This is a genomic window from Pantoea sp. BJ2, assembly GCF_040255075.1.
GTDB lineage: Bacteria > Pseudomonadota > Gammaproteobacteria > Enterobacterales > Enterobacteriaceae > Pantoea > Pantoea leporis.
Genome location: NZ_CP158292.1, coordinates 3464004 through 3481657 on the forward strand (window position 1 = coordinate 3464004; position 17654 = coordinate 3481657).

Genomic DNA, 17654 nt, shown 5'->3' on the forward strand with positions numbered 1-17654 from the left:
TGAAGAATTTTACGCTCATTACACCAGTGAGTTTATAAAATCGTGCGGTTTGTCACGGTTTACCGCACGAATTATGCATTACTTATCCGTCACCGGAATATAGAAGGTGCCTTGTAGCAGATCGGGCGTGCTGTATTTCAGATCCAGCTTAAGCAAATCTTTGCCCGCACGGCGTGCTACGCCCAGCGCTGGCAAATGGTTGTAGTAAATCTCCGCGGTGAACGCGTTGATCTCTTCCGGCGCGCCGTGCCAGTCAATCTCCGCACACAAACCCCTCTCGCCGGTCCAGTTCTGCACGTTACGCGGCAGCACGTCGGCGTATTGACTCTCCAGCGCCTGGAACAGGCTGATGTGTTGCTGGTCGGCAGAATGCACGCCCGGACTGAACTGAAAGCCCAGCCAGCCGCGGTTCACATGCTGACCGGCAAAAGCGATGAAATCGCGCGTATGCTGCGCCACCACATGATTTTGATGATCGATGTATTCCCCGAAGCGGCATTCCCACTCAATCACTTCGCCACACAGCTGAATCTCCGGCTTCTGCGCCAGACGCGCATTGACCCACTCACGCTGCGTGGAGATGCGGCTGTGGAAATCCTTCATCAGCATTTCCGGAATGCGACGATAAGCACCCGGCGTCATCGAGAAGTGGCTTTTAAACACACGGGTAAAATTCTGCTGATTATCAAAACCAAAGCGCACCGCAATATCGATCAGCGGCATGCTGGTCAAACGCAGCGCCATCGCCGCCATGGTCAGACGACGTTTGCGCGTGTAGGACGCCAGCGTTTGTCCGGTCATCTCTTTGAACATGCGCTGCATGTGCCATTTGGAGTAACCGGATTTCAGGGTAATCAGATCGATGTTGAGCTCGTCGGTCAGGTTCGCTTCTATCCAGTCCACCAGATCGTTGATGTACTGTTTTTTTACATTCAGGCTGAGCATGATTTTGATAGTCGAATGAGGTGGTTAACGTCATGAATTTGCGTTATTCGTCACATAAATATAACAAAAACGTATTACCAACGTAAGGAAGAGTAAAGGTAGCGCAACGGGAAAAGCATTAATTGCTTAGGTTACTAACGTTTTTATCGCGCACGAAAAGAAAAAAGGTCGTCACGAATGACGACCTTGCGGTGATATCAACTGCTTGAAGCGGTGCGCGGGCTCAGTGCGAACGCATGCCTGCTGCCGTCATCATCATACGAAACAGTGATGCCACCACACCGAGTGCCAGCACGCTTGCGCCGTAAATGACTACCAGCCACATCACCTGCTTCCACCACGGAATCTTCGTTTCAGAGTGAGTTTTCATGTTGCTGACCTCGGTTTTCATATCAATGGTATCCTTCGTCGGCTTTGATTTTTCCGCGGAACACGTAGTAACTCCAGAAGGTGTAACCCAGAATTACCGGAATAATCAGCAGGCCGCCCACCAGCATAAACGCCTGGCTGCTCGCCGGAGACGCCGCCTGCCAGATGGTGATTGACGGTGGAATGATGTTCGGCCAGATGCTGATACCGAGGCCCGAGAAGCCAAGGAAAATCAGCGCCAATGTCAGGATGAACGGCGAGTAATGCGCTTCACGTTTGATGGCGCGCACAATCCCCCACGAACACAGCACCACCAGTACCGGAACCGGCAGGAACCAGAACAGGTTCGGACGCGAGAACCAGCGCTGCGCGATATCCGCGTGCGTCAGCGGCGTCCAGATACTGATAATGCCCACCACCAGCAGCAACGTCAGCGTCAGCGGCGTCGCCAGCGCAGACATCTTACGGTGCAGATCGTGTTCAGTTTTCATGATCAGCCAGGTACAACCCAGCAGTGCATAGGCGATGACCAGACCGACGCCGCAGAACAGCGGGAACGGCGCTAACCAGCTCATCGCTGAACCCGCATATTCACGGCCAACCACCGGGAAACCATTCAGGATAGCGCCCACGGCCACGCCCTGACTGAAGGTGGCCAGCAGTGAACCGGCAATGAATGACTTATCCCAGAACGCACGGTGTTCTAGCGTGGCTTTAAAGCGGAACTCAAACGCTACGCCACGGAAGATCAGGCCAATCAGCATCGCCGTCAAAGGAATCGACAGCGCATCCAGCAGCACCGAGTAGGCCAGTGGGAACGCGCCATACAGCGCCGCGCCGCCCAGCACCAGCCAGGTTTCGTTGCCATCCCAAACCGGGGCAACGGTATTAACCATCATGTCGCGTTCGATGGGATCTTTATTGAACGGTAACAGCAGGCCAATGCCGAGATCGAAACCATCCATCACGATGTACATCAAGGTGCCAAACACGATGATGGCAAACCAGATAATTGAAAAGTCGATCATCTTAGTGCTCCCCACTCTTTTCGCTATGGGTTTTGGCCGCCGACAACGGACGCGCTGGCGTGTGATGCTGACCCGGACCACCGTGATCAACCTCTTTACCTTCGCCGGTCACCGGACCCTCTTTGATCAGACGCATCATGTAGAGATAACCGACACCAAACACCGACGAGTAGACCAGAATGAACGCCAGCAGGCTGATGCTCATGTGCATATCGCCATGTGCCGAGACCGCATCAATGGTGCGCTGCACGCCATATACCACCCACGGCTGACGCCCAATCTCGGTGGTAAACCAACCGGCCAGAATGGCGATCAAACCCGATGGACCCATCAACAGCGTGAACCACAGGAACGGACGCGAGTGATACAAACGGCCTTTGAAACGCAGCCACAAAGACACCACGCCGAGCGTAATCATCAGCAGGCCCAGCGCCACCATCACGCGGAATGACCAGAAGATAATGGTGGAGTTTGGACGGTCCTCTTTCGGGAAGCTCTTCAGCGCAGGAATTTGCTTCTCCAGGCTGTGCGTCAGAATCAGGCTGCCGAGGTACGGGATTTCCAGTGCGTACTTGGTGCGCTCCTGCTCCATATCCGGCACACCAAACAGAATCAGCGGCGTGGCTTCACCCGGCTTGTTTTCCCAGTGTCCTTCAATTGCCGCGATTTTCGCAGGCTGATGCTCAAGGGTGTTCAGGCCGTGCGCATCACCGATCATCGCCTGAATCGGTGCCACGATCAGCGCCATCCACAGCGCCATCGAGAACATCTTACGAATCGCTGGATTGTCGTTACCGCGCAGTAAATGCCATGCGCCCGACGCGCCGACAAAGAAGGCGCTGGCCAGGAAGGCACCGACCGACATGTGGAACAAGCGATAAGGGAACGAGGGGTTGAAGATGATTTTCAGCCAATCTTCCGGTACCACGATGCCGTTCTGGATGATGTAGCCCTGCGGCGTATGCATCCAGCTGTTTGACGCCAGAATCCAGAAGGTGGAGAAGATGGTGCCGAGCGCGACCATGCAGGTTGCAAAGAAGTGCAAGCCCGGACCGACGCGGTTCCAGCCAAACAGCATCACGCCAAGGAAGCCCGCTTCAAGGAAAAAGGCGGTTAACACTTCATAGGTGAGCAGCGGGCCGGTGATACTGCCAGCAAACTGTGAGAAACCGCTCCAGTTAGTACCGAACTGGTACGCCATCACCAATCCGGATACCACGCCCATGCCGAAGTTAACGGCAAACGCTTTTGACCAGAAATGGTAGAGATCGCGATAGGTCTCGTTACGGGTTTTCAGCCACATCCCTTCAAGCACCGCCAGGAAACTGGCGAGACCGATGGTGATGGCTGGAAAGATGATATGGAAGGAAACAGTAAATGCGAACTGAATCCTGGCCAGATGAAAGGCGTCTAATCCAAACATTGCTTACCTCATTGCCACAAATTACACCGAATTTTTACTTATAATTAACAAGCAGAGCGCAGCGGTTATTTCGCCGTGCTTAAAGAAATGTCGCGCCAATGTAAAAGGAAGTGGTGCGAACAAAAAGATACAGGGGAAGTCGGTAAAACTATAACAGTGTTTTTTGATTTCGATCATTGTTTTCAGCAGAAACTAATACTTTAAAAATCACGACGTTAAGGTTAATCACCCTCATTCATTGTGACAATATTGTTATTGTTTTCCGCCTATTCCCGCTGTGCTTATCAGGTAAGCACTTCATTTATTTATTTTTTAGTGCGAAGAAAAATGGCGTTATTTACGGTAAATACGTTGAGCATGTAAATATTTCCGGACAGCGCAGGATGATCAGGATTGTTAATTAAAAGCTAATATTTTTAGAACAAAAAGATATATTTCTGCTGTTTATTAAACAGGTGATGTAAACGCAGTGACGTTAACCTACTGCGGCATGGTATTTGCCAGCGGCGACAAGCTGTGCTTTTTTAGAGCAGTAATCAACCAGTTAAACAGCGAAGGAGAGGTTATGGCCCGTCTTACTGCACAGGATTTCCCTCAGGAACTGCTCGAGCTTTACGATTACTACGCGCACGGCAAAATCAGCAAACGCGAATTTATCGCGATGGCGGCGAAATTCACCATCGCCGGCATGACCGGCGCCACGCTGCTCAGCGCCATGAGCCCCAATTATGCGCTGGCGCAGCAGGTGGAATTTACCGATCCGGCGATCAAACCGGAATACATTCACTATCCGTCACCGCAAGGTCACGGCGAGGTGCGCGGCTATCTGGTGCGACCGGCCAATGCATCCGGCAAAGTGCCTGCGGTGGTAGTGGTGCACGAGAATCGTGGCCTCAATCCCTACATCGAAGACGTGGCGCGACGGGTAGCGAAAGCCGGTTACATCGCGCTGGCACCCGATGGTTTGAGCTCGCTGGGCGGTTATCCGGGGAATGATGATGAAGGCAAAGTGATGCAGGCCAAAGTCGACCCCACCAAGTTGATGAATGACTTCTTCGCCGCGATTGATTTCCTGATGCACCACGAAGAGGGCACCGGCAAAGTGGGTATCACCGGCTTCTGCTACGGCGGCGGCGTAGCCAATGCGGCGGCCGTCGCGTTTCCTGATTTGGCCTGCGCGGTACCGTTCTACGGCCGTCAGCCTAAAGCGGAAGATGTGCCGCGCATCAAAGCGCCGCTGTTGCTGCACTACGCCGCGCTGGATAAAGGCATCAACGAAGGTTGGCCAGCCTATGAAGAGGCGTTGAAAGCCAATCACAAAATCTATGAAGGCTATGTTTATCCCGGTGTGAATCATGGCTTCCACAATGATTCAACGCCGCGTTATGACAAAGCCGCCGCCGAATTAGCGTGGAGCCGCACGCTGGGTTGGTTTGAGAAGTATTTACGCGCTTGAGCGTGCGGCGGTCGCCATAAATGGCGGCCCTTCTCAATGCGCCTTCAAAATCCGATGCACATTGCTCTCCAGCCAATCCGCCAGTCCGGTCACCTGCCCTTCTACTTCGCGGCCTAACGACGTTAAACGATACTCAACGTGCGGTGGCACCACGTCATAGGCAATGCGTTCAACAAAACCATCCTCTTCCATATAGCGCAGCGTCTGCGCCAGCATACGTTCGCTGACGCCGCCAATCTTGCGGCGCAGCTCGCTAAAACGCAGGGTTTCTTCGCGCAGCGCCAGCAAAATCAGTACGCTCCAGCGGCTGGTAATGCGCTTCAACACGTCGCGTGACGGGCAATTCACGTTAAGCAACTCACCGCGCGTAAACTTTTCACTCAACTTTTCAGACATTTAACTCAGCTTCTCCAAACTAACAAATCTGTAAGTACTTACTAAAAGTTAGTTTATCGCTTAGGCTGTTTTCATACCAGTTCAACAGGAGAACAACATGATTGCGATTACAGGTGCCACAGGCCAACTGGGCCGTCTGGTGATTAACGCGTTATTGAAAAAAGTGCCGGCTAGCGAAATCATTGCGGCGGTGCGTTCGCCCGAGAAAGCGGCCGATCTGCAGGCGCTGGGCGTAACGCTGCGAGCGGCGGATTACAGCCAACCGGAAACGCTGCAAAGCGCCTTTGTCGGTGTCGATAAACTGCTGCTGATCTCTTCCAGTGAAGTCGGCCAGCGTGAAGTGCAGCACAAGGCGGTGATCGATGCGGCTAAAGCCGCCGGCGTTGGCTTTATCGCCTACACCAGCTTACTGCATGCCGATACCTCGCCGTTGGGATTAGGCGTTGAGCATCGTGCGACTGAAGCCCAGCTGAAAGCCTCAGGCATTCCTTTCGCGCTGCTGCGTAACGGCTGGTACACCGAAAACTACGCGGCGAGTATTGCGCCCGCGCTGGCGCATCATGCCTTTATTGGTGCGGTCGGCGAAGGTCGCATCGCTTCCGCGGCGCGCGCTGACTATGCGGCGGCAGCGGCCGAAGTGATCAGCCGTGACGATCAGGCGGGCAAGGTGTATGAACTGGCTGGCGACGACAGCTACACGCTGGCGCAGTTCAGCGCCGAAATTGCTAAACAGTCTGGCGAGCAAGTGGATTACATCAATCTGCCACAAGCCGAATTTGCCGCCGCGCTGAAAGGTGCCGGTTTGCCAGAGGGCTTGTCAGAGATGCTGGCAGATTCAGATGCCGGCGCCGAAAAAGGCGGTTTGTTTGACGATAGCCATACGCTAAGCAAACTGATTGGTCGCCCCACTACGCCGTATGCGGACGTGATAAAGGCGGCGTTGCAGAAGTAAGGTGCGGTCTGATGCCCTCACCCCGGCCCTCTCCCACGGGGAGAGGGAGTCGCTGCCACATTTTAGCTCTATCGGTTCCCTCTCCCGCCTGCGGGAGAGGGTTAGGGTGAGGGAAATACAGCTCAATCTCCGCTGCGTTTGCCATAAATTGATCAAGCCATTCCACGCTTTTCTGCGCAAATTTTAGCGATTTTCTTAAATACAGATATTTCTGTGCAGCTATTTAAACATCCATCCTAAAAGCCGCTTTCATTTCCTGAAATATAGTCCGTTGTAATCACTGAAAATTCATAAAAACACCGGATCCATCGACATGATTTATTACGTTCATAGATAAATCGCATTGTTGTTTCGCCCGTTCAGAGCTCTATAATTTGTTCTTTACGCATTCAAGAATTTACCAGGAGGCTGCTATTAATACTAACCAACAGCAATATAACGCTTTCGAGGATCGACGCGCTGATGCTGAACTGGAGTATCAATATAATCCTCACGAGTTCGTTCGCGAAGGTATGCAGGATTCGGAGCCGGAACCCGAGCTGATTGAAGGTTTGCCCGCGCCGGATGCGCTGACGCCTGCCGATCGCTACATGGAACTGTTTGAGCAGGTACAGACATCGCACATATTTGCTGACAGTAAAACGTTTCCGGACTGCGCACCAAAATTCGATCCGCTGGATATTTTAATCCGTTTTCGTCGCCGTAAACGCGCAGCGGGTTTTGATCTGGAAGCATTCGTGCACGAACATTTTTATTCACCTCAGGTGAATGAGAGCTTTTATGTTTCCAATCCAGATAAAACCTTAACCGAACATATTGACGATCTGTGGCCGGTGTTAACCAAAATGCCACAGCAACATTTAGCGCACTCATCGCTGCTGCCGTTGCCGAAACCTTACGTGGTGCCCGGCGGCCGATTTGGAGAAACCTATTACTGGGACTCCTACTTCAGCATGCTCGGCCTCGCCGATGCAGGACGCGACGATCTGCTGCGTCATATGGCGGATAACTTCGCCTGGCTAATTGATAACTACGGTCACGTGCCGAATGGCAACCGTACTTACTACCTCAGCCGTTCGCAGCCGCCGGTGTTTGCGCTGATGGTTGAACTGTTTGAAGAGGATGGCATTCGCGGTGCGAAACGCTATCTCGATCAGCTGATGAAAGAGTACCAGTTCTGGATGGACGGCGCGGGTGAGCTGATGCCGCATCAGGCCTATCGCCACGTGGTGCGCATGCCAGATGGTTCGCTGCTCAACCGTTACTGGGACGATCGCGACACGCCGCGCGATGAGTCGTGGCTGGAAGATATTGAAACCGCGAAGAAATCAGGTCGTCCGGCCAACGAGGTTTATCGCGATCTGCGTGCCGGTGCCGCATCGGGCTGGGATTACTCTTCACGCTGGCTGCGTGATCCGCAGCGTCTGGCGAGTATCCGTACCACGCAATTTATTCCGATCGATCTCAACGCGTTCCTCTACAAGCTGGAGCTGATGATTTCGACGCTGTCGCACGCTAAAGGTGAAGAGTTAACGGCGCTGGCGTGGCAGAAAAAAGCCGATGCGCGGAAGCAGGCGATTCATCGCTATCTGTGGGATAACACTGCCGGGGTGTACCGCGATTACGACTGGCGTCGCGAACGCTTTGGCGCCTTCACCGCTGCTGCGGTGGTGCCGCTGTTCCTCGGCCTCGCCTCGCCCGAGCAGGCGCACCTGCAGGCCGTTGCGCTGCGCCATCTGTTACTGACGCAAGGCGGTTTGTTAACCTCGATGGTGGAGAGCGGCGAACAATGGGATAAACCCAATGCCTGGGCGCCGTTGCAGTGGATGGCGGTGGTCGGTTTGAATCACTACGGTGAAGAGACGCTGGCGACAGAAATTGCCGTTAACTGGCTGAATACGGTGAATAATTTCTATTCTCTGCATCATAAGATGGTGGAGAAGTATGACATCAGCGGCGATCGCGCCCGTCCGGGTGGCGGCGGCGAATATCCGCTGCAGGACGGCTTCGGCTGGACTAATGGCGTCACCCGCAGATTGATGACCATGTATGGGCATTTGCTGGCGGATTGAGATTGGTGCGGCTTGATGCCCTCACCCTGACCCTCTCCCACAGGGAGAGGGAAACGCTGCCATATGTAAGCTCGATCAGTCCCCTCTCCCGCCTGCGGGAGAGGGTTAGGGCGAGGGTAAAAGCTACCCCGCCAACCCAAACCCCTGCTTACCATTCTTCTTAATCTGATACATCGCCTCATCGGCCCGCGTCAGCGCTTCATCGAAGCTGTCGCGTTCCTGCACCTGCGCAATGCCAATTGACGCACCAATCTGCGCATGTCCATTATCAATATCAAACGGCGTCAGCGCGGCATCCAGCACCGCCTGCATCATAATGCGCACTTTCGGATAGTCGATCAGGAACGGCATCAGCAGCACAAACTCGTCGCCGCCGAGTCGGCCAATCACCACGTTTGGCGGCACCACGTCGATGATGCGCTGGCTCAGCTGAATCAACACCTCATCACCACTGCGATGTCCCAAGGTATCGTTGACGTGTTTGAAGTTATCAAGATCGATAAACGCCACGCACAGCGGGCCCTGCGCTTTCATCCTGCTGAACTGCGTATTGAGCGCATGGCGATTAGTCATTCCGGTTAGCGGATCGTGATGCGCCAGCGATGAGAGCTGCGCTTCGTACTGCTTCTCTTTGGTCATATCGATATGCGTACCGGTGACTTTGAGCGGATTGCCCGCTGCGTCCCATTCTGTAACGCGTCCGCGATCCAGCACCCATTTAATGTTGTCGTTTTTGCCCAGCATGCGGTGCAGCGCTTCGTAATAAGGCGCGCGCCCTTCAATGTGATCGTAAAAAGCTTTGAGCACTTCGTCGGCGTCATCCGGATGCAGGCGTTCGCGCCACACATCGAACTGCGCTTTGGTCTCTTTCGGCTGAAAACCCAGCATCGCACCCCAGCGACGATTAAAAATCACCAGCTTGCCGCTGGGAATATCCAGCTGCCACAAACATAAACCGGTTCCATCCAGCGCTGCACTCAGCTTATTACGCGCGTCATGCGCTATACGCTTTAACCGCGCATTATGCTTTTTCAGGTTCTGAATCTGCTGACGCAGCGCTTCTTCTGACATGGTTGGCTGAAGGAGAGGAAATAAGCGCTATTTTGCCTGCCGGGAAGTTTCTGTAAATAAAACAAATGAAAAGCCGATTAGCAGCGGCAAATTGGAGAAACTTCAGGAGTTACGTCGAAAGTTTCCTGTCAAAACAGCTGACTTAACTTACTTAAGTACCAGCCTGTAGTAAGCCCCGCCTACATACGTAAGAAATTTCTTAAAAAGCATTTAATAACCGTTGAGCTTCGTGCCGCTGTGAAGGGTCACTGGCGCATTAAAGCGCAGCCAGAGGGCCGCACCGCCGCACGGCAGTGCCTAAAGCAGCAAAGAAAACTGAGAATCAATTCGTGGGCAAACGCATTTTTAGCATGATTTTTTTGTTGGGCTTTTGCCTGTCGGCCTGGAGCGCCACCACCTTAAAATTCACGCCGCGTTACGGTCTGGTTTCCCCTGAAGTGACGCTAAATGCAGAGAGCCAACAGTGGCTAAAACGTCATTCGGTGCTGCGCGTTGGCGTATGGAGCCACACGTTACCACCCTATTCGGTTGAATTCGAAGAGGACACCTTTGAAGGACTGTCCGCCGATTATCTGGCCATCATCGCGAAAACGCTGAATCGCCCGGTCGAAGTTAAGCGCTATAACACCCGTCTCGATCTGGTTAACGCGCTCAATAACAAGCAAGTCGATTTAATTCCTTACTACCCGCAGGCTGCTAATCATGAGACCAAACTGGCGCTGAGTATTTCCTATTCGCTGGCGCAAAGCGTGTTGATTAGCCGCCGCCAGGCAAAATTTGATCGTCAGCTGAATGACAGCCGCTATCGCCTGATGTACTACGGTGACGACGAACTGAAAGCGCTGCTGCATAAACGCTATCCCGAAGCCACATTAGCGCCCGCCTCACCGCCGCTCTGGGCCTATACCGATACCGCTTTTAATGAGGACATGGTGTTCTGGAGCAACTCCGCCACGCAGCGTTATTTGTCGCAGCGCGGCTTGCAGAACATCATTGAAGGCCATAGCACGCCTTACGTGAATGATGTGGATGCGCGCTTTGCCGCCCGCGCGGACAATGCTGAGCTGATCGACGCCATTAATGAAATTCTTAAAAATATCCCGCTACGTAATGCCGTACAAATTGCCGAAGCCTGGGGGCTTGATTACCAGTCGGTGGTGAAGAATCATCCTTTGGACCTTAGCGAAGCCGAAGCAAAATGGCTGGCGGAGCACTGCGATATCACGGTGAATTACGACCCTACACATCTGCCTTTCACCTTTCTCAACAGCAAACAGCGTGTCGCCGGACTCAGCGTTGATTTGTTAAATCTCATCTCGCAACGCACCGGTATTCGTTTTCATTACAACCCAATGCGGGGCTTGAGCAACATGCGCGATGCGCTGGTTAATCAACGCGATTCCCTGATTGTGGTGAGTGACGGCGCGTCAAAGCAGAGCCCGCAGATTCAATACACGCGATCTTATGTCTATTCGCCTTGGGTGGTGATGACCCGCAGCGACAGTAACTGGCACAGTTTCGATGAGATGACAGGGAAACGCATCGGCATCTACGAGCGTTCTTATTATCGCTTTGATCTGCGTCGCCGCTGGCCAACCATCGATTTTAGTGAAAATGCGGTTTCGCTCGACTCCCTCGGGCAGCTGCAGGACAAAGAGGTTGACGGCTTTATCGTGCCCTACGAATCGGCGCAATATTTGCTGAATAACCACTTCAACGATCGCTTCAAAGTGGCGTTTGTCGCACCGTTGCCGATGTTTCGCATGGCGATGGCCACCAATGTGGCGGATGAGCATCTGAATTCCATCCTGAATAAAGCGCTGTCCGATATTCCGCAGCCAACCATGCAGTCACTGATGGAGCGCTGGATCAAGTACACGCCGCCCGCCACCAGCACGTCCTGGCAGAGCTATCGCAGTTACGTGCTGCGTATTGCTGCGGTGGCCGGCATTTGCCTGCTTTTTTTCCTGTGGCGCAACCATCTGCTGAAATCGTCGCTGGCGAGGCAGCGCCAGCACGAGCGTGAAATCAGTAACCAACTGCACACGATCGAAACCTTGTTAGAGGACGTGCGTAAAGCGAAGCGTGCGGCACTGCGCTCCAGCGAGGCGAAAAGTACTTTCCTTTCACATATGAGCCATGAAATCCGCACGCCGTTGGCGGCACTGATTGGCCTGTTGGAGATTGAACATTTAGGTCAGAGCGACGAAGCGCAGCGGCAAAAGAATATCGATTTGGCGTGGGAATCTTCTCGTTCACTGCTCTCGCTGGTCGGCGATATTCTCGACCTGGCGAAAATCGAATCCGGTCATTTCAGCATTCGCCACATGCCGATGTCACTGAGCGATGTGGTTTACGACACTGAAGCGCTATTCCGTCAGGTGGCGCTAAATAAAGGGCTGGCGCTCAATGTCATGCTGGATATCGATCAGGACAGCGTGCTGTTCGATCCCGTGGCGTTGAAGCAGATCCTGGCGAACCTGGTCAGCAATGCCATTAAGTTTACCGCGCGGGGTGAAGTTGAAGTGGCGCTTTACCAGGCAGATATCACTAAACCCGAATACGTACTGGAAGTCTGCGACAGTGGGGTGGGTCTCACGCCAGAACAGCAAAAGGCGATTTTCGAGCCCTTTGTTCAGGTGGATCAGGGCACTAATCGCGTCAGTGGCACCGGACTGGGTCTCAACATCTGTCGCCGTCTGGCGGTGATGCTGGGAACCGAGCTGCATGTAGAGAGCGAGCCCGATGAGGGCAGCGTATTTATGCTGCGCTTCATCGCCCAGCCCGCCACGCTGACTGAAGCAGAAGCTGAGCCAGTTGATGACGTTGTGCACGCATCCTTAAGAATGCTGGTTGTGGATGACAACGCCACCAATCGCCTGCTGCTGGCACAACAGTTGCGTTACGCCGGGCATCATGTGTTGGTGGCAGAAGACGGTGAAGCGGCGCTGGCACTGTGGCGCGAACATGACGTTGATCGTGTCATCACCGATTGCAATATGCCTGGCATGGATGGCTTTGAATTTACCCGCCAGTTACGTATTGAGGAGAAGCTAATGAATCGCCGCGCAGTCCCGATTTATGGCCTGACGGCGATGGCAGAAGAGCGTGTTGCACAACTCGCGACGCAGGCTGGCATGGATGGTTGCCTGTTTAAACCGCTGGAGCGCACCCAGCTGCTGCGAGTGGTCACTGGCAGCGCTGCCAGCAGTGTGCGCAATGAAACCCTGCTTACCCTGGAAAACCTCGCAGCCAATGATCCGCAAGCCTGGCGCGATCTGGTCACCACCGCTCAGCAGCAAAATGCGCGCGATCTTGCACAACTGGAGCAAGCTGCCATGGCGGAGGACTTCCCCGGCGCACACCACGCTGCACATCAATTACTTGGCAGCGCCAAATTACTGCGCGCTGAAAGCTTACAACAGAGTTGCCTTGCCGCCGAGCAGGCAGCCGAACAACGAGAGAGTGCGTTTCTGCAGCAGCTGATTCCCGCAGTCGCTACAGCAGTGGCCGAACTGGAAGCGATCTTCCTCCACGCACTAAAAAATAATCCTGATAATGAGGTGAAACCATGAAACAAGATGCAATCTGGCAGGTTGCCGTATTAGATGATCATCCACTGATCGGCAAAGCAATTCAGTATCGTCTGGCGCAGGAAGCGCTGCTGGACCTGGCTGGCGCCTTTTCGCAACGCCAACAGCTGATGGCATTTTTGCAGCGTCATTCAGTGGACGTGCTGGTGCTGGACTACATGCTTGGCGAGGACGAACTCGACGGCCTGCAGATGGTGAAACAGCTGCGCGCGCGATATCCCGATTTAAAAATCCTGATCTCCTCGGCAGTTGAAAAACCGGCAATAGTGCAACTGCTGTTAAAAGCGGGTGTGCATGGCTTTGTGGGTAAAAGTGAAGACCAGGAAGTGCTGATTACCGCCCTGCATCAGGTATGCCGTAACAAGCGTTTTCTCACCGCCGATATGCTGCTGGAGATGGATAAGTTTCAGGAAAGCGATCGGGAAATGCATGACTATTTATTGCCGCGTCAAACTGGCGAAGATATCACGCTGCTGCTGCGCAATCTCAGCCCACGTGAGATCGAGGTGATCCGTTGCTATCTGGATGGATTAAGTATTACGCAAATCGCCGGAAAATATGCGCGCAGCCGTAAAACCATCAGCGGGCAAAAACAGACTGCACTGCGTAAATTGGGTCTGCGATCTGATTTGGAATTATTTAAATACAAAGAGCATTTCGGTGAAATTGTGCTTCATCACTGATGCATAAATTGTGTTCTGTGACGCGGATCAAGGCTTATTCGCCGCACCGCGCTGTCATGATGTTTACTAGAATGGTAGTTTATCAGTTATCACAGACACGATAACGGTGGATGACATTATGCAACTGACAATGCGTTGGTTTGGTCCGAAAGAAGATAAAGTTTCGCTGGAATATATTCGTCAGGTGCCGGGCGTGCGCGGCGTCGTGGGCGCGCTGTATGACGTGCCGGTAGGTGAAACCTGGCCGAAAGAGAAAATTAACGCGCTGGTTAAGCAGGTGCATGCCGCCGGGCTGACCGTGGAAGTGATCGAAAGCGTCAACATTCACGACGACATCAAAATCGGTCTGCCAAGCCGCGAACGTTACATCGAAAATTATCAGCAGAGCATCCGTAACCTGGCCGAAGCGGGTGTGAAAGTGATTTGCTACAACTTCATGCCGGTGTTCGACTGGATGAAGACCGACATGAACTACGTGCTGCCAGACGGCTCGCTCACCATGGCGTTCGAGAAGAAAGGCATTGATAAGAGCCTCGACGAAGTGGTGCAGGAAGTGCTGGGCAACGCCAATGGTTTCGCCCTGCCGGGCTGGGAACCGGAGCGTCTGGCAAAAGTGCAGGATCTGTTTGCCCAATACAAAGATGTTGATGACGCTAAGCTGCGTGAAAACCTCGCTTACTTTCTGAAAGCGGTGATCCCGGTATGTGAAGAAGTGGGCGTGAAGATGGCGATCCACCCGGACGATCCACCCTATTCGATCTTCGGCCTGCCGCGCGTGGTGAAGAACCGCGACGATCTCGACTGGATCTGTAACGTGGTCGATTCCGAGGCTAACGGCATCACGCTGTGTACCGGATCGATTGCCGAAGATCCGAGTAATGATGTTTACGCCATTCTGGCGGAGTTCTCGCGCCGCAAACGTATTCCGTTCGCCCATGTGCGTAACATCAAGATTATCCAGGATAAAGATTTCTACGAGTGCGCGCACCCAACCGAATACGGTTCGCTGGATATGTATAAAGTGCTGCAATCAATGCATGACAACGGCTTCGATGGCTACATCCGTTCGGATCACGGCCGCTTTATCTGGGGCGAAACCGGCCGTCCGGGCTACGGTTTGTACGACCGCGCGCTAGGCACCACCTATCTGCTGGGATTGTGGGAAGCGCTGAGTAAGCGCTGAGTTGGGTGCGCTTTGTCCCTCACCCTAACCCTCTCCCGCAAGCGGGAGAGGAACTTTTTGCTCCCTCTCCCCGTGGGAGAGGGCCGGGGTGAGGGCATCAGCGCGCACCATAATCACCGCACAACCTGACAAACTCGCCTTCCCCACTTGCCGTTAAATATATACAGTCAAACTGTACATATTCAGCGGGGAATCACCATGTCAGAACATAACAAAGCCGTTGTGCGTCGATTCAATCAGCAGGTGATTGCCGAAGGCGATCGCCAGGCTTTCGATCAACTCGTCGGCGAAAACTTCATTAACCGCTCAGCGCCAGCCGGCGCGCCCAGCGATCGCGAAAGTCTTTGGCACACCTTCGATCAGATCCTGCGCCCCGCTTTCTCCCATCTTCAGGTGCACATTGAAGATCAAATCGCCGAGCGCGATTGGGTCACCACGCGCAAAACAATAACCGGCGTTCACAGCGGATCGCTGATGGGCATCGCGCCCACCGGTTTACCCGTAACGATCGCGGTGATCGATATGGTGCGAATTGAAGAGGGAAAATACGCGGAACATTGGGGCATGAACACTCTGGCGGCGGTGATAACGCAGTTAAAGCAGTTTGCGTAACGCAGCCAGCCCTTTTTGCAGATCGTCGCGATCCTGCTGGTCGAGTGTTTCATTGATGCGCGCCGCAAGCCAGTCGGCACGCTGTTGACGTGCGGCCGCCAACGCAGCGCGCGCCTGATCGCTCAGCACAATCACCTGCGCCCGCGCGTCCTGCGCGCTTTTTTGTCGCAGCACCAAATCTTGCGCCTCGAGTTCGTTAATCACTAATCGCATGCTTTGATGCTTCACGCCGCGCAGCCGCGCGAGATCGGCGATAGAAAGCGCGTCATGGCTGTCGAGCAGATCTAAGGTTTCATATTGCGAGGTGCGCACGGTCGCGGTGCTGACGCGGACGTTACGTACCAAATGGCTGACTATCTTACGGAGCTCTTCCGCCAGCTGCTGGGTTTCATTTTCAGTGCTCAAAGGGGCGATTCCTGCGCGCTATCGTCGGTCCATTATAGGAAACCTATTGCCTAATGCCTCAGTTAAGCACCCTATCAAATCACCGCACATTTCGTAGCGGCGCGATTTATCGCGCAATGAATTGCGCCGCTACAATGTGTGCTCTCAGTGATTAAGGGTTTTCATGTCTTAACTGACGAGCATTAGGAAACCTATTGCCAGGCTTTAAACAACAAACTGGCATTCACGCCGCCAAAGCCAAAACCGTTGGAAAGCGCATAGGTCATTGCCGTCGGCTGTGGCTTGAGTGCCACCAGATTCAGCCCAACAGCCGCTTCATCCGGATGCTGCAGATTGAGCGTCGGCGGAGCAACCTGATCGCGCAGCGCCAGAATCGAGAAGATCGCTTCCACGCCACCCGCCGCACCGAGCAGATGTCCGGTGGCCGATTTGGTGGAAGTGATTGCCACCTTGCTGCCAGCAAACAGCGAGCTAATTGCTGCCAATTCGCCCTTGTCGCCGACCGGCGTCGACGTGGCATGCGCATTGATATGCTGCACCTCGCTCGCCGTAATGCCCGCCTGCGCCAGCGCGGTTTCCATTGCCCGGCGTGCCCCTTCACCATTTTCCGGGCCGGCGGTGAGGTGGTAAGCGTCCGCGCTGGTACCGTAACCCACCAGCTCCGCCAGCGGTGTCGCGCCGCGCGCCTGCGCATGTTCCAGCGATTCAATCACCAGCAATCCCGCGCCCTCACCCATCACAAAACCGTCGCGGTCGCGATCAAACGGACGCGAAGCCTGCTCTGGACGATCGTTAAAGCCGCCCGACATCGCTTTCGCTGCGGCAAATCCGGCCAGGCTCACGCGATGGATCGCCGCTTCGGTGCCGCCGCACAGCGCAATATCCGCTTCGCCGCTGCGAATTAGCCGTGCTGCATCGCCAATCGCCTGCGCACCCGCCGCGCACGCCGTCACCGGCGCGCCAATCGGCCCACGAAAACCGTGTGCAATCGAAACGTGTCCGGCGGCCAGATTGGCGAGAAACGAAGGAATGGTAAACGGCGACAAGCGACGCGGCCCACGCTCGGCGGTGGTTTCAACCGCGTTGGCGATTTCGTTAAAGCCGCCGATGCCGGTGGCGATCACCGTGGCGGTGCGCTGCTGTTGCGCACTGTCCTGCGGGAACCAGTTGGCTTGCGTCAGCGCTTCATGCGCCGCCACCAGCGCGAACTCGATAAAGCGATCCATTTTCTTGCGATCTTTGGCGGCGATAATCCCGTCGGGATTAAAACCGTGCTGGGGATCCTGCTCCAGCGTCGGCACCTGTCCCGCCACTTTGCAGGTGATATCCTGCACCATCTCCGGCGGCAAGGCGCTGATGCCCGATTTTCCCGCCAGCAGCGACTGCCAAACCGCTTCCGTGCCGCAGCCCAGCGGCGATACCAGCCCCATGCCGGTAATGACAATTCGTTTCATTTTTCATTCCTT

The 17654-nt window shown here is 54.2% G+C and carries 15 protein-coding genes; 7 read left to right on the forward strand and 8 right to left on the reverse strand.

All coding sequences use genetic code 11. From position 1 onward, the window contains the following. Positions 1-78 precede the first annotated feature (78 nt). From AAF463_RS15915 to AAF463_RS15930, 4 genes are all read right to left on the reverse strand, one after another. A complete protein-coding gene (locus tag AAF463_RS15915; RefSeq protein WP_192412078.1) occupies positions 79-945 on the reverse strand; it encodes a helix-turn-helix domain-containing protein in 867 nt (288 codons plus the stop codon). Positions 946-1168: 223 nt separating this feature from the next. Continuing rightward, a complete protein-coding gene (locus AAF463_RS15920; protein ID WP_101761885.1) occupies positions 1169-1336 on the reverse strand; it encodes a DUF2474 domain-containing protein in 168 nt (55 codons plus the stop codon). A 1-nt stretch (position 1337) separates the two neighbouring features. After that, positions 1338-2342 carry a cytochrome d ubiquinol oxidase subunit II gene (cydB, locus tag AAF463_RS15925; protein WP_064738586.1) on the reverse strand — a complete coding sequence of 335 codons (1005 nt, stop codon included), beginning with the start codon at positions 2340-2342 and terminating at the stop codon, positions 1338-1340. Position 2343: 1 nt separating this feature from the next. Next, positions 2344-3765, reverse strand: coding sequence for a cytochrome ubiquinol oxidase subunit I (locus AAF463_RS15930; protein ID WP_101761884.1), 1422 nt, complete (start codon positions 3763-3765; stop codon positions 2344-2346). 565 nt (positions 3766-4330) lie between these two features. Between AAF463_RS15930 and yghX the strand changes: the two genes are divergently transcribed. Further along, positions 4331-5221 carry a YghX family hydrolase gene (yghX, locus tag AAF463_RS15935; protein WP_137386438.1) on the forward strand — a complete coding sequence of 297 codons (891 nt, stop codon included), beginning with the start codon at positions 4331-4333 and terminating at the stop codon, positions 5219-5221. Between the two features lie 33 nt (positions 5222-5254). Here the strand turns inward: yghX and AAF463_RS15940 are convergent, their stop codons facing one another. Continuing rightward, positions 5255-5617: a helix-turn-helix domain-containing protein gene (locus AAF463_RS15940; RefSeq protein WP_101761882.1), complete on the reverse strand. Its 363-nt coding sequence runs from the start codon at positions 5615-5617 to the stop codon at positions 5255-5257. Positions 5618-5714: 97 nt separating this feature from the next. Here AAF463_RS15940 and AAF463_RS15945 point away from each other — a divergent pair, with 97 nt between their 5' ends. Both AAF463_RS15945 and treF read left to right on the forward strand, forming a co-directional pair. Further along, on the forward strand, positions 5715-6569 hold the full coding sequence (locus tag AAF463_RS15945) for an SDR family oxidoreductase (RefSeq protein ID WP_192236378.1): 855 nt from the start codon (positions 5715-5717) through the stop codon (positions 6567-6569). Between the two features lie 413 nt (positions 6570-6982). Then, the gene (gene treF, locus AAF463_RS15950; RefSeq protein ID WP_350262004.1) at positions 6983-8641 is read left to right on the forward strand and encodes an alpha,alpha-trehalase TreF; all 1659 of its coding nucleotides are present in this window, start codon (positions 6983-6985) and stop codon (positions 8639-8641) included. A gap of 123 nt (positions 8642-8764) precedes the next feature. On the opposite strand, the gene AAF463_RS15955 is transcribed toward treF, so the two are convergent. Continuing rightward, positions 8765-9712, reverse strand: a complete 948-nt coding sequence (locus AAF463_RS15955; RefSeq protein WP_350261090.1) for a sensor domain-containing diguanylate cyclase — start codon at positions 9710-9712, stop codon at positions 8765-8767. A gap of 350 nt (positions 9713-10062) precedes the next feature. Between AAF463_RS15955 and AAF463_RS15960 the strand changes: the two genes are divergently transcribed. The 4 genes from AAF463_RS15960 (at position 10063) to AAF463_RS15975 (ending at position 15783) form a co-directional block, all read left to right on the forward strand. Continuing rightward, positions 10063-13287, forward strand: coding sequence for a transporter substrate-binding domain-containing protein (locus tag AAF463_RS15960; RefSeq protein WP_350261091.1), 3225 nt, complete (start codon positions 10063-10065; stop codon positions 13285-13287). Further along, on the forward strand, positions 13284-13988 hold the full coding sequence (locus AAF463_RS15965; RefSeq protein WP_277974090.1) for a response regulator transcription factor: 705 nt from the start codon (positions 13284-13286) through the stop codon (positions 13986-13988). The genes AAF463_RS15960 and AAF463_RS15965 overlap by 4 nt, the downstream gene beginning before the upstream one ends. 118 nt (positions 13989-14106) lie before the next feature. Then, the gene (gene uxuA / locus AAF463_RS15970; protein ID WP_350261092.1) at positions 14107-15171 is read left to right on the forward strand and encodes a mannonate dehydratase; all 1065 of its coding nucleotides are present in this window, start codon (positions 14107-14109) and stop codon (positions 15169-15171) included. Positions 15172-15369: 198 nt separating this feature from the next. Further along, positions 15370-15783, forward strand: coding sequence for an ester cyclase (locus AAF463_RS15975; protein WP_350261093.1), 414 nt, complete (start codon positions 15370-15372; stop codon positions 15781-15783). Here AAF463_RS15975 and AAF463_RS15980 read toward each other — a convergent pair. Both AAF463_RS15980 and fabF read right to left on the reverse strand, forming a co-directional pair. Next, positions 15766-16188, reverse strand: coding sequence for a MarR family transcriptional regulator (locus AAF463_RS15980; RefSeq protein WP_192412083.1), 423 nt, complete (start codon positions 16186-16188; stop codon positions 15766-15768). The two genes, AAF463_RS15975 and AAF463_RS15980, sit on opposite strands and share 18 nt — an antisense overlap. Positions 16189-16379: 191 nt before the next feature. Next, positions 16380-17642 carry a beta-ketoacyl-ACP synthase II gene (fabF, locus tag AAF463_RS15985; protein WP_350261094.1) on the reverse strand — a complete coding sequence of 421 codons (1263 nt, stop codon included), beginning with the start codon at positions 17640-17642 and terminating at the stop codon, positions 16380-16382. Positions 17643-17654: the final 12 nt, after the last annotated feature.